13 protein-coding genes, 1 tRNA gene and 1 other RNA gene are annotated in these 11,819 nt (G+C 72.1%); 3 read left to right on the top strand and 12 right to left on the bottom strand.

The window, feature by feature from the left end; all coding sequences use genetic code 11:
- The 4 genes from V1L54_RS09840 to V1L54_RS09825 form a co-directional block, all read right to left on the bottom strand.
- Positions 1-144: transposase (locus tag V1L54_RS09840; protein ID WP_330117539.1), on the bottom strand; the 144-nt coding region annotated here is incomplete at its 3' end.
- A 427-nt stretch (positions 145-571) separates the two neighbouring features.
- A complete protein-coding gene (locus tag V1L54_RS09835; RefSeq protein WP_330117518.1) occupies positions 572-1,837 on the bottom strand; it encodes an RNA polymerase sigma factor in 1,266 nt (421 codons plus the stop codon).
- Positions 1,838-1,893: 56 nt separating this feature from the next.
- On the bottom strand, positions 1,894-2,307 hold the full coding sequence (locus V1L54_RS09830; protein ID WP_330117517.1) for a YciI family protein: 414 nt from the start codon (positions 2,305-2,307) through the stop codon (positions 1,894-1,896).
- Between the two features lie 160 nt (positions 2,308-2,467).
- Positions 2,468-2,875, bottom strand: coding sequence for a winged helix-turn-helix transcriptional regulator (locus V1L54_RS09825; RefSeq protein ID WP_330117538.1), 408 nt, complete (start codon positions 2,873-2,875; stop codon positions 2,468-2,470).
- 65 nt (positions 2,876-2,940) lie between these two features.
- Between V1L54_RS09825 and V1L54_RS09820 the strand changes: the two genes are divergently transcribed.
- Complete coding sequence (locus V1L54_RS09820; RefSeq protein ID WP_330117516.1) at positions 2,941-3,819, top strand: NAD(P)-dependent oxidoreductase; 879 nt, start codon at positions 2,941-2,943, stop codon at positions 3,817-3,819.
- 91 nt (positions 3,820-3,910) lie between these two features.
- On the opposite strand, the gene V1L54_RS09815 is transcribed toward V1L54_RS09820, so the two are convergent.
- From V1L54_RS09815 to ffs, 5 genes are all read right to left on the bottom strand, one after another.
- A complete protein-coding gene (locus tag V1L54_RS09815; RefSeq protein ID WP_330117515.1) occupies positions 3,911-4,594 on the bottom strand; it encodes a DUF5063 domain-containing protein in 684 nt (227 codons plus the stop codon).
- Complete coding sequence (gene recR / locus V1L54_RS09810) at positions 4,587-5,186, bottom strand: recombination mediator RecR (protein WP_330117514.1); 600 nt, start codon at positions 5,184-5,186, stop codon at positions 4,587-4,589. The genes V1L54_RS09815 and recR overlap by 8 nt, the downstream gene beginning before the upstream one ends.
- A gap of 95 nt (positions 5,187-5,281) precedes the next feature.
- On the bottom strand, positions 5,282-5,617 hold the full coding sequence (locus V1L54_RS09805; protein WP_100202939.1) for a YbaB/EbfC family nucleoid-associated protein: 336 nt from the start codon (positions 5,615-5,617) through the stop codon (positions 5,282-5,284).
- Between the two features lie 222 nt (positions 5,618-5,839).
- On the bottom strand, positions 5,840-8,035 hold the full coding sequence (locus tag V1L54_RS09800) for a DNA polymerase III subunit gamma and tau (protein ID WP_330117513.1): 2,196 nt from the start codon (positions 8,033-8,035) through the stop codon (positions 5,840-5,842).
- 74 nt (positions 8,036-8,109) lie between these two features.
- Positions 8,110-8,208: signal recognition particle sRNA small type (gene ffs, locus V1L54_RS09795), an RNA gene on the bottom strand.
- A 115-nt stretch (positions 8,209-8,323) separates the two neighbouring features.
- On the opposite strand from ffs, the gene V1L54_RS09790 reads away from it, so the two are divergent.
- Positions 8,324-8,408 (top strand) — tRNA-Ser (locus tag V1L54_RS09790).
- Between the two features lie 260 nt (positions 8,409-8,668).
- Here V1L54_RS09790 and V1L54_RS09785 read toward each other — a convergent pair.
- From V1L54_RS09785 to V1L54_RS09775, 3 genes are all read right to left on the bottom strand, one after another.
- Positions 8,669-9,082 carry a DNA-binding protein gene (locus tag V1L54_RS09785; RefSeq protein ID WP_330117512.1) on the bottom strand — a complete coding sequence of 138 codons (414 nt, stop codon included), beginning with the start codon at positions 9,080-9,082 and terminating at the stop codon, positions 8,669-8,671.
- Positions 9,064-9,348: a hypothetical protein gene (locus V1L54_RS09780; RefSeq protein WP_330117511.1), complete on the bottom strand. Its 285-nt coding sequence runs from the start codon at positions 9,346-9,348 to the stop codon at positions 9,064-9,066. Before V1L54_RS09780 ends, V1L54_RS09785 begins: the two co-directional genes overlap by 19 nt.
- Before the next feature lie 954 nt (positions 9,349-10,302).
- On the bottom strand, positions 10,303-11,190 hold the full coding sequence (locus V1L54_RS09775; RefSeq protein WP_330117510.1) for an alpha/beta fold hydrolase: 888 nt from the start codon (positions 11,188-11,190) through the stop codon (positions 10,303-10,305).
- A gap of 89 nt (positions 11,191-11,279) precedes the next feature.
- Here V1L54_RS09775 and V1L54_RS09770 point away from each other — a divergent pair, with 89 nt between their 5' ends.
- On the top strand, positions 11,280-11,759 hold the full coding sequence (locus V1L54_RS09770; RefSeq protein WP_330117509.1) for a MarR family winged helix-turn-helix transcriptional regulator: 480 nt from the start codon (positions 11,280-11,282) through the stop codon (positions 11,757-11,759).
- Positions 11,760-11,819: the final 60 nt, after the last annotated feature.

The raw sequence follows: 11,819 nt of genomic DNA, 5'->3' as shown, positions 1-11,819 counted from the left end.
CGCCTTGGCCCGGATCAGTTCCTCCAGTCGTTCTGCGACCCGCCCACCGAGCACCGGACGGCGGTACTTCGGGCACCACACCACGTGGAGCCCGAGGTCGTACACGCCACCGGAGAACCGGCGAACCTTCCTGGTCACAGCCATACGTCCGTTATATATGTGGCGCGTGTTTAACAGGCCAGGTATGCCGCGCCGAGGTGAACAGCGCGGCTCCGCGCACACCGCTGAGGTCAGAGCGGGCCAGAGAAGCAATTCCCCCACCGGAAGCCATGGATCGAGTCCTGTCGATCGTGTTGGTCAGGCCCCCGGCCGGTGTTGCTAGCACCGTTGGGGGCCGTTTGCGTCTGGCGGCACGCCACCTCGCCGCGACGATCCGTTTCCTCCCGCGGACCGAAAGTCATACGTACAGGTGGGCACCGTGCGGGGAGGGTGGGTGGGTCCTACCGACCCACCCATTCCTTCAGGGCAGAGCTCGAATCCCGGGGCCCGGGCCCCGGGATTCGAGCTCCGGGGAAGACCTGGTTCACGCGGGGCCGTCCGGGGCCGCCCGAGACCGCCCGAGTTCACCCGATCAGGTGAACGCGCGCCGGGCCTTCTCCAGCAGCAGCTCCCTCTCCCGCGCGTTGCGCGTCAGGGACGCCGCCCGCTCGAACTCGGTCCGCGCCTCCGCTCCCCGCCCCAGCCGCGCCAGCAGGTCGCCGCGCACGCTCGGCAGCAGGTGGTAGCCGGTCAGGGCGGGCTCGGCGGCCAGCGCGTCCACCAGCTCCAGTCCGGCCGCCGGACCCTCGGCCATCGAGACGGCGACCGCCCGGTTCAGCTCCACCACCGGGGAGGGGGTCAGGGCCGCCAGCCGGCCGTAGAGCGCCGCGATCACCGCCCAGTCCGTCTCCTCGTACCGCACCGCCCGCGCGTGGCAGGCGGCGATCGCGGCCTGGAGGGCGTACGGGCCGTGGGGCCCGGGACCCGAGCGCCGCAGCGCCTCCAGGCCCCGCAGGATCAGCATGCGGTTCCACCTGGCCCGGTCCTGGTCGGCCAGCAGCACCGGCTCGCCGCCGGGGCCGGTACGGGCCGGGATCCGGGACGCCTGGAGCTCGAGCAGCGCGACGAGGCCGTGGACCTCGGGCTCGCCGGGCATCAGGCCCGCCAGGACGCGGGCCAGGCGCAGCGCGTCCTCGCACAGCCCCGGGCGGCACAGGTCGTCCCCGGCGGTGGCGGAGTAGCCCTCGTTGAAGACCAGGTAGATGACCTCCAGGACCGACGGCAGGCGCTCGTCCCGGTCGGCGCCGTACGGCACCTCGAAGGGGACCCGGGCCTCGGCGAGCTTCCGCTTGGCCCGCACGATCCGCTGGGCGACGGTGGGCTCCGGGACCAGGAAGGCGCGGGCGATCTCCTGGGTGGTCAGCCCGCCCAGCAGCCGCAGGGTGAGCGCGGCCCGGGCCTCGGCGGACAGCACCGGATGGCAGGCGGTGAAGACCAGCCGCAGCAGGTCGTCGTCGATGTCGTCCGGGTCGGCCGGCCCGGGCTCGGGCGGAGCCGCGTCCTCCAGCGTCCGCCCGACCTCCGCCAGCTTGCGCGCGTACGTCTCCCGGCGGCGCACCAGGTCGATCGCGCGGCGCCGGGCGGTGGTCATGAGCCAGGCGCCCGGGTTCCCCGGGACGCCCGACTCCGGCCACTGCTCCAGCGCGGCGACCAGGGCGTCCTGCGCGAGCTCCTCGGCGATGCCGACGTCCCGCACGACACGGGTGACACCGGCGATGATCCGCGCGGACTCGATCCTGAAGACCGTCTCGACCGTCTCGACTGCTGCGGCCGTCCCGGCCGTGTTGCCTGCCGTCACGGCCACCCATCAGAGCAGCCGTGCGACGGCGGGGCAAACGGCGCCGGGCGGGCGTGTCAGGGGCAGGGCGCCTTGGTGGCGTCCTGGCCACCCGGACCGCCCTGGCCTTCCGGGCCGTCCTCGGCGATCTCGCGGACCTCGGCGGTGAGGGTCACGCCCGCCGGGTGGATCTCCAGGAAGCGCCTGGTCCACTCCATCGCCTCGGCCTTGTCCTTGGCCTGGATGATCGAGTAGCCGCCGACGACCTCCTTGGTCTCGGTGAAGGGCCCGTCGGTGCAGCCGACCTTCCCGCCGGACCAGGTCATCCGGGTGCCCTGGGAGGTCGGGGCGAGCCCGGCGGTGTCCAGCATGACGCCGGCCTTGGTGATCTCCTCGAACAGGGCGTTCATGCGCTGCTCGAACTCGGGGCCGAAGGCCTCCTCGGGGATGTTGTTCTCGTCGACACGGATCAGGGTCATGAAGCGCGGCACGGTGACTCCTCCTGCTCGGCCGGTGGGCGGGGCCGTTGCCCGCCTCTCACCCGTGCGTCGAACGGGAGACGGCCGGATCGACAGCCCCGCCGGAAATTCCCCGGAGATTTCTCCGCCCGGCCGGTGACCCCGGGGTGCGTACCTGAAAGTGCGTACTTGATCAGCGGCCGGCGGAGGCGGAGTCTGGTCGTGGCGCGCCACCGCCCCCGTCCGACACCGACACCGACACCGACACCGCTTCCGGGGCCGTTCCCGGCGACGACCGCTCCGCCAGGTGGTCCAGACCCCAGGCGTCCAGCAGTTCCAGCAGCTCGTGGAGGCGGCGGCCCTTCGGCGTCAGCGAGTACTCGACCCGGAGCGGCAGCTCGTCGTACACCTCGCGGTGCACGATGCCGTCCGCCTCGAGCTCCCTCAACTGCTGGGTGAGCACCTTCTCGCTGATGCCGGAGACCAGCCGCCTGGTCTCCCCGAAGCGGCGCGGGCGCTCGGCGAGCACCCAGATGACCCACGCCTTCCACTTGCCCTCCGCCACGCCGATCGCGGCGCCCACCCCGCACTGGTGCGACATGTCCACGACTCACATCCCCCTGTCCGCTCATCCCTGAACCTACGACGTTCGAACCGGAGTTCACGATGACCCATTCCGCCAAGAACCCCGTCACCGTCCTCGGCCTCGGCCCGATGGGCCGCGCCCTGGCCGGTGCCCTCCTCGCCGCGGGGCACCCCGTCACCGTGTGGAACCGCACCCCGGGACGGGCGGGCGACCTGCCCGTCCGCGGTGCCGTGGTGGCGGCCTCGGCGGCCGAGGCGGTGGAGGCCGGTGAGCTGGTCGTGGTGTGCGTGCTCGACTACGCCGCCGTACACGCGATCACCGGCCCACTCGCCGCCTCCCTCGCGGGCCGCACCCTGGTCAACCTCACGGCGGACACCCCCGGCCGGGCCCGGGAGGCGGCCGGGTGGGCGGCCGCGCACGGGATCGACTACCTCGACGGCGCGATCATGGTCCCGGTGGACCGGATCGGCGGCCCGGAGTCGCTCGTCCTCTACAGCGGCCCGGAGGAGCTCTACGAGCGGCACCGGAACACGCTGGCCGCTCTCGGCGGTACGGCGGTGCACCTCGGGACGGACCCGGGCCGGGCCGCCTCCTACGACATCGCCCTGCTGGACGTGTTCTGGACGGCGATGTCCGGTGTCGTGCACGCCTTCGCGCTCGCCCGGGCCGAGGGCATCGCGGCGGCGGACCTCGCGCCGTACGCCAAGGGGATCAGCGGACTGCTGCCGGACATCATCGACGAGTTCGCGCGGCAGACCGACGCCCGCGACTACCCGGACATCGACTCGAACCTGCGGTCGGCGGCAGCCGGCATGGCGCACATCGTGGAGACCGCGGAGGCCCGGGGGCTGGACGCCTCGGTGCTCGGCGCCGCCCACGACCTCGCCCGGCGCGGGGTGGACGCCGGACACGGGGACGACTCGTTCGCCCGGCTCACCGAGACCATCGGCGGCCGGTAGCGCCGGGCGCCCCGGAAGCGCCGGGGACGTGCCGGCCCCGGACGGGGACCACCCGGGGCCGGCACGTACGGACCGCTCGCCCGGCGGATGCTCAGTCGCCGTTCGGCTTGATCCCCAGCGGGGCGGCGATCTCCGCCGCCATCACCGCGCCCGCCTCCTTCTCCAGCTGGAGGTCGTCGGCGTCGCTGTCGGTGTCCAGGCCGTCCAGCTCGTCCAGCGGGGTGTCCAGCCGGACATGGGCGACCAGCGACTGGAGGGCGCGCAGGGACGCCGAGGCGGTGGGGCCCCAGTTGGACAGGTACGAGAACTGCCACCACCACAGCGCCTCGCTGACCCGCCCCGCGCGGTAGTGGGCCATGCCGTGCCGCAGGTCCGTGAGCACGTCGGCGATGTCGTCGGAGATGCGGCAGGCGACGGGGGCGCTGCGCGCGTACGGGTCGAAGACCTCCGAGTAGACGTCCACCGGGTCCAGCAGCCGGGCGAGCCGCATGCGCAGTTCGTCGACGTCCGGCTCGGGACCGGTGTCCGGCTCGTACCGCTCGTCCGGGACGATGTCCTCGTGCGCGCCGAGCCGTCCGCCCGCCAGCATCAGCTGGGAGACCTCCAGCAGCAGGAAGGGGACGGCGCTGTCCGGCTCGTCGCCCTTGGCCACCTCGGTGACGGCGACGATGAAGCTCTCGATCTGGTCCGCGATCTGCACCGCGAAGTCGTCCGGGCTCCGGTCGGGGCTCCGCTTCTGTGGCGTTGCCGGGGTTTCCCGCATGGTTTCAGACATCGAGCAGTCTTCTCCCCTCGAAGGCACGTCCCAGCGTGACCTCGTCGGCGTACTCCAGATCTCCTCCGACGGGAAGGCCGCTGGCCAGCCTGGTCACACGCAGTCCCATGGGGGACACCATGCGCGCCAGATAGGTGGCCGTCGCCTCCCCTTCGAGGTTGGGGTCCGTGGCCAGGATCAGCTCGGTGACGGTGCCGTCGGCGAGCCTGGCCAGCAGTTCCCGTATCCGCAGATCGTCCGGTCCCACGCCCTCGATCGGGCTGATCGCGCCGCCGAGCACGTGGTAGAGCCCACGGAACTCGCGCGTCCGCTCGATCGCGACGACGTCCTTGGGCTCCTCCACGACGCAGATGACCGAGGCGTCGCGGCGCGGGTCCTGGCAGACCCTGCACCGCTCGGCCTCCGCGACGTTCCCGCAGACCTCGCAGAACCGGACTTTCTCCTTCACCTCGGTCAGCGCGTGGGCGAGCCTGCGGACGTCCGCGGGCTCGGCCTGCAGGATGTGGAAGGCGATCCGCTGCGCGCTCTTGGGACCGACGCCGGGCAGCCTGCCCAGTTCGTCGATGAGGTCCTGAACCACGCCTTCGTACACGGCCGCCTACTCCACTCTTCCCGCTGTCGGCCCGTCACCGGGCCCTCGTTCGCTTCCGCGCGGTCCCGCCCTGACCGTACGCTCCTTACCGGTTTTCAGAACGGCATGCCCGGCATCCCGCCCAGTCCCTGGGCGAGGGGGCCGAGCTTCTGCTGCTGGAGTTCCTGCGCGGCGGCGTTGCCGTCGCGCACGGCGGCCAGGACCAGGTCGGCGAGGGTCTCGGTGTCCTCCGGGTCCACCGCCCCGGGGTCGATGACGAGCCCCTGGAGCTCACCGGCCCCGGTGACCGTCGCCTTCACCAGGCCGCCGCCCGCCGAGCCCTCGACGGTCGTCTCGGCGAGCTCCTGCTGGGCCGCCGCGAGGTCCTGCTGCATCTTCTGGGCCTGCTGGAGCAGCTGCTGCATATCGGGCTGGCCACCACCGGGAATCACGGATCAGCTCCTGGCTCGTCGACGACGGATGCGCACGGGTACGCCGGCCGGTGTACGGCGGCGCACTCCGTATTCCCTGAGCGTACGCGTTCGCCACCGGTCTTGGCCTCGCCACGGCGGTGGTCGTTGCCGTCCTTTTCCCTCCGGCCGGACGGGTGGCGGTCACCCGCGGGCCGCGGACGGCCGCGGACGGTTGCGGCCTTCCCGGGGACCGCCCGCGGATCACTCGTGGTGGAGCTCCTCCAGGACCGTCGCCCCCAGCTCCCGCACGATCAGCTCGTGGCCGGACAGGGCCGACTCGTCCAGATCCGGGTCGTCGTCGGCGGGCATGTCGTCCTCCGGCGCCACGGGAGCGGGAGGCGGCGGCCCGGTGCCGGGGCCCGCGTCGGGCCCGGGACGCGTGTCGGCGGGGGCCGCCGGGGACGGCGCCCGCGGCGGCCGGTCCGGGCGGTCGTGCGGCGCGGCCGGGGCGGGCGCCGGGGGCGGCGCCGGAGTCTGCGCCACGGGCGCGGCCGGCGGCCGGAAGGAGGCACCGGACTGCGGCGCGGCCGGCCGTACCGCGGCGGAGGAGAACGCCGAGGAGGGCGGCGACGCCGGGGCGGACGTACCGCCGGAGGGATCGACGACGGCCTCGACCCTCCACTGGACGCCGAACGCGTCGGCCAGCGCGCCGCGCAGCACCTCCTCGCTGCCGCTGTTGACGAAGCTGTCGCGGGCGCCCGGGCTGGAGAAGCCGAGCTGGAGCGCCGTCCCGTCGAATCCGGCGATCTGGGCGTTCTGGCTGAGCAGGATCCAGGTGAACCGGCGCCTGCTCTTGACGGCCTCCAGCACGTCGGGCCACATCCGCCGCACCTGCTCGGCGCCCTGCCCGGGCACGCCGCCCGCCGCGGCCGAGGAGGGCGGCGGGGCCGCCGGGGCGGGGACGGAGGGGACGGCGGGGGCGGCGGGCCCGGGCTGCTGCCGTCCGGCCCCGGCGGGCGCGGCCGTCGGCCAGGCGCCGGGACGGCGCCCGCCGTCCGTACCGCCCTCCGGACCGGCGGGTGCCGCCGTCGGCCAGGTGCCGGGGCGCCGTCCACCGTCCTCCGGCGGGCGGCTCTGCTGCGGGCTCTGCCGCGGCTGCTGCTCCGCCGGGGCGGCGGGCGGGGCGGCGGGCGGGGCCGAGGAGGGCGGCGGGGCCGCGGCGACCGGGCCGGGCGCCGGGGCCGGCGGCGGACCGCCCGGCAGACCGGCGGACCCGCCCGGCAGTCCACCCGGCAGGGCGGCACCCCGCTCCAGCCGGTCCAGCCGGGCCTGGAGCGAGCGCTCGTCCCCGTACGCCGCGGGCAGCAGCACCCGGGCGCAGATCAGCTCCAGCTGCAGCCGCGGCGCGGTGGCACCGCGCATGGCCGTCAGCCCCTCGTTGACGATGTCCGCCGCCCGGCTCAGCTCGGCCGGCCCGAGCACCGAAGCCTGGGCCGCCATCCGCTCCACCACGTCGGCCGGGGCGTCGATCAGCCCCTTCTCCGCGGCGTCCGGCACGGCCGCCAGGATCAGCAGATCGCGCAGCCGCTCCAGCAGGTCGGCGACGAAGCGCCGCGGGTCGTGCCCGCCCTCGATCACCCGCTCGACCACCTCGAAGGCCGCCGCCCCGTCGCCCGCCGCGAAGGCGTCCACCACGTCGTCGAGCAGGGCGCCGTCGGTGTAGCCCAGCAGCGAGGTGGCCATGGCGTACGTCACGCCGTCCGCGCCGGCGCCCGCCAGCAGCTGGTCCATCACGGACATCGAGTCACGCACGGAACCGGCCCCGGCCCGCACCACCAGGGGCAGCACGCCGTCCGCCACGGGGATGGCCTCGCGCCCGCACACCTCCGACAGGTAGTCGCGCAGGGTGCCCGGCGGCACCAGCCGGAACGGGTAGTGGTGGGTGCGCGACCGGATCGTGCCGATGACCTTCTCCGGCTCGGTGGTCGCGAAGATGAACTTCAGGTGCTCCGGCGGCTCCTCGACCACCTTCAGCAGGGCGTTGAAGCCCTGCGGGGTGACCATGTGCGCCTCGTCGATGATGTAGATCTTGTACCGGCTGGAGGCGGGCCCGAAGAACGCCTTCTCCCGCAGGTCACGGGCGTCGTCCACACCGCCGTGCGACGCGGCGTCGATCTCGATGACGTCGATCGAACCCGGGCCGTTGCGGGCGAGGTCCAGACAGGACCGGCACTCGCCGCACGGATCCGGCGTCGGGCCCTTCTCGCAGTTCAGGCAGCGGGCGAGGATGCGCGCGCTGGTCGTCTTGCCGCAGCCGCGCGGCCCGCTGAAGAGGTACGCGTGGTTGACCCGGTTGTTGCGGAGAGCCTGCTGGAGGGGGTCGGTGACATGCTCCTGCCCGATGACCTCGGCGAAGGTCTCGGGTCGGTAGCGGCGGTACAGCGCGAGGGACGACACGTCTCCGACGATATCGGCCCCCGCCGACATCCGTGCCGCCGCGAAGCCCCGGCTCCCGCGCGCCCGCCCCCGGGAACGTCAGCGCCCCCCACGCACCCGCCAGAGCCCGCCTACCCTTGCTGCCTTCCGGCCCTGGGGGAGTTCAGCGAGATAGCGCCACGTGAGGGGCTGCGCCCAGCCTACCGGATGCCGGGGACGGCCCGTGCACGGGTGGGGTCCCGGACGCCGGAGCGGGGCCGCGGGCCACGGGTTCGCAACCACTCCCCCGTGTCTTGTATTGTTTGCGGCGGAGGATTCGCCTAGAGGCCTAGGGCGCACGCTTGGAAAGCGTGTTGGGGGCAACCCCTCACGAGTTCGAATCTCGTATCCTCCGCACTTGCCCACCAGGGCAGATGCAAGGCCCCGACCGGTCACGGTCGGGGCCTTCGTCGTTCCGTGGTCGCGGTTCCGGTTGCAGTTGATGCGAAGCGACGCGCGCGGCAGTGGATGAGTCCTTGGCCACGAGCGAAGTCAACGACTACCGAGCAACCACCAGCTCATAGCCACCGACTGAGGTATCTGCGCCCCGGGGGCGGTTCGCAAGACGTACGGGCCGACCCCTCACATCTCCGATGTCCGGGTCTTGGGCGTCGGCTACACGGCGACGAGGCGCACTCTGTCGCCGCAGAGCTTCGTCATGTCGTCGATGTCCGGGGTGAGCATGACGACCGGGCGGCGCTGCCGCAGCGCCATCTCGGCCACAACGGCGTCGATGGCGTACTTGTGACCATGAAGTCCGGCGTTGATCAGCATGGCTGAGGCGGCCTTGGCCTCCTCGTCACCGACGTGCACGATCCGCATCCCGGACAGGACCCAGGCGAGCCTCGCCTTCTCGGTCCGACGATGCACCGCTTCGATGATGGTGAGCGCGCTGATGACCACCTCCATGCCCCGCTTGCGTGCTTCGGCGACGAGGGCGACGACAGGCTCGTGATCACTGACGAACCTCGACAGGCCCTCGCAGTCGAGCACGAGGGTGCCTTCGTGGCTCAGCTTGCGGCGGGCCACTCCCCCTCCTCGGCGAACACCTCGTCGAAGACCCGGCGTGCCCGCTCCTGCTCGTGCTCGGAGATCGCCCCCTGGCGGCGCTCGTAGTCGGCCAGGTACTCGTCCAGGATCTGACCGCGCAGCTCGCGCTCCACCGCTTCGGTGATGAACGCGGAGAACTCACGTTTGCCGACCCGTCGGCGGATCGCCTCCGCCGTCCCCTCGGGAAGGGAGAGGCTGACCCTGGTGGCCGGCCCTTCGCCCACGCTGTAAGAGGTCTCACCCACGGGGTCAACATTATCAAGCAAGTAGGAATTTGGCCTGGGGCAGCGTCTACCGAACGACGTGAGCCGCTCACCCGCCGCCTCGTGGTCTCAGTTCTGGTTTCGTCCACCTGCGTTCAGCCGTGTCCGACTGCCTCTGGTCAGTCCGCTCCACGGCAGGCCAGGACGCATACGGCCTCGCCGAACCCCGGGCGAACATCTGGAAAGCGTGTTGGGGACAACCCCTCACGAGTTCGAATCTCGTACCCTCCGCCACGGCCGGCCAGCCGAAACGAAGACCCCGACCGCCCGGCGGCCGGGGTCTTCGGCGTGCCCTGCTCTCGGTTTCGGGCTCGTCCGCTCCCGGCACTCTTTGCGGCGGTGCGCCACCGCGGCCCCTCCTCGGCAGGCACCGAACACCCGGACCGGCAGACGCACGCCACAGGCACCGTCAGGAGCCAGAGGTACGTTTCATGGAAGTGTATTTCTGTCTCCGGAGCGGCTCGTGGGCAAGCCTGTCGAGATCTTCGACCGGGGTTACGAGTGGTCAGCGCTGAGCCGGTTCATCACCGATCCTCAGCCGGGAACGACCCTGGGTGCGGTCTCGGGGCGTCGCCGCCGGGGGAAGAGTTCCTGCTGGATGCCGCCTGCCGTGCCACCGGAGGGTTCTGCTTCGGTGCGACCGAGGCCGCCGATGCCGAGTCGCCACGGCGGATCAGCGCAACGCTGACCGCTCACGTCCGCCCTGCCAGCCCGTTTACGGCAGGTCTGACGCACACCCACGCACCCGTTCCCGGCAGCGGCACCACGGTGAGCGCCGCCCTGTTGCCAGCGTTGTGGCACGCCGTATGCCATCTCTTCGGCAGACGGAGGGGAGGACCGGTCCGCCGCCCGCTCTGCCAAGGTTCCCGGGAGCATCCGCTGGGGCGGACGCCCCTTCGTCGCTGACGCGATCGGCGAACCGGTGCGGTAAGAACACTAGAGGGCGTCGAGGTCCTCGATGAATTCGAGAATGGCCTTCGCCAGCTCCGCAGGGGCCTCCATCGCGGCGTAGTGACCCACACCGTCGAGTGACACCGAGCTCACTTCGGTTGCTGTGACCCGGGACATGGTGTCAACCGTGAAGGGACCTCCGCCCGCGCCGACCGCGAGTACCGGCACGGTCAGGCCGTGCGTGCCGGCAAGAGCCTTGATCTCGGGGCCCTCCCTGAGCATCGACCGGTAGAGGCCGATCGCTCCGCGCCAGCCGCCGGGGCGCGAATAGGTGCGGGCGAACTCCTCGACGTCGGTGTCGGCAATGGCTCCTGGGGTCGCGTTCATGGCGGGGAACGCGAACTGTCCCAGAAACTCCCGCTCGCGGCCGGCCAGGAGCATCTCGGGGATGCCGGGTGCGGCGAGGAGACCGATGTGCCAGGTGCCACCGCGGGTGACGTCGGCCAGCGCTTCGAGGCCGAATCCGGGCAGGCCCATCTCGATCGCGGTGAGACTGCGTACGTCCTGCGGGTGGGTGGCCGCCAGGCGGAAGACGGTCGCTCCGCTGATGTCCTGCCCGGTCAGGTGGACCGGGCCGACGTCGAGCTGCTCGATGAGAAAGTGCAGGTCCTCGGCCGAGGTCCTGCTGTCGTACTCGCCCGGCCCGTTGCCGGAGTCCCCGAAGCCGCGCAGGTCGACGGCGAAGACTCGGTGGCTCTCCGCGAGGAGCGGGATGATCTTGTGAAAAGTCCACCAGCTCTCGGGAAACCCGTGGACCAGGAGGACTGGCGATCCACTGGTTCCCGCCGCTGCGTAGTGCAATTGAGTCCCGTTGACCTCCGCGAGGTGGCGGGAGGTGCCCGCAAGCGTGGGACCCGGAAGTGCGGCGTCCATCATTCTCCTCAATCAGACAACCTAGTTGTCCAATAAGATAGACAACAAGGTTGTCGATGTCCAGTCCGAGGCCGCCGTAGTCTTCTTCCATGTCACGATCCGGCGCTGATCTCGCACTGCTCCTGCTCGGAGGCTTTCGCTCGCTGGTGGACGCCGTGACCGCCGAGCTGGCCCGCCGCGGCTACGAGGACGTGCGTCCTGTCCATGACTTCGCCATGCGAGCCATCGCCGCCGGCGCGGACAACGCTTCAGAACTCGGGCGGCGCCTGTCGGTCTCCAAGCAGGCGGCGGCGAAGACCATCACGGTGCTGCAGGAGCGCGGATACGTGGCACGGGACACCGACCCCCTCGACGCCCGTCGCAAGCGCCTGCACGTCACCCCACTCGGCCACGAAGTGCTGCGACAAGGCGAGTCGGTCTTTGACGAGTTGCGCGACCAGTGGAAACAGCGGATCGGTGCCGACGAGCTCGCGAGCCTCGAGAAGCACCTGGCGGACCTGGTCGGCGCTCAGCCGGTGCGCCTCGACGCGCCGGGCTGGATCGCGCGGGACCTCGGCGAGCCGGTCTGACACTCGTCCCGCCCGTGCGGCGCCTGGCCTGGAGTGCCAGTGCCGTCGGGGATTCCGTCC

Origin of the sequence: Streptomyces rubellus (assembly GCF_036323805.1) — a bacterium.
Classification (GTDB): domain Bacteria; phylum Actinomycetota; class Actinomycetes; order Streptomycetales; family Streptomycetaceae; genus Streptomyces.
The sequence above is the reverse complement of the archived record's forward strand: the minus strand, read 5'-3'. Positions and strand labels throughout refer to the sequence as shown.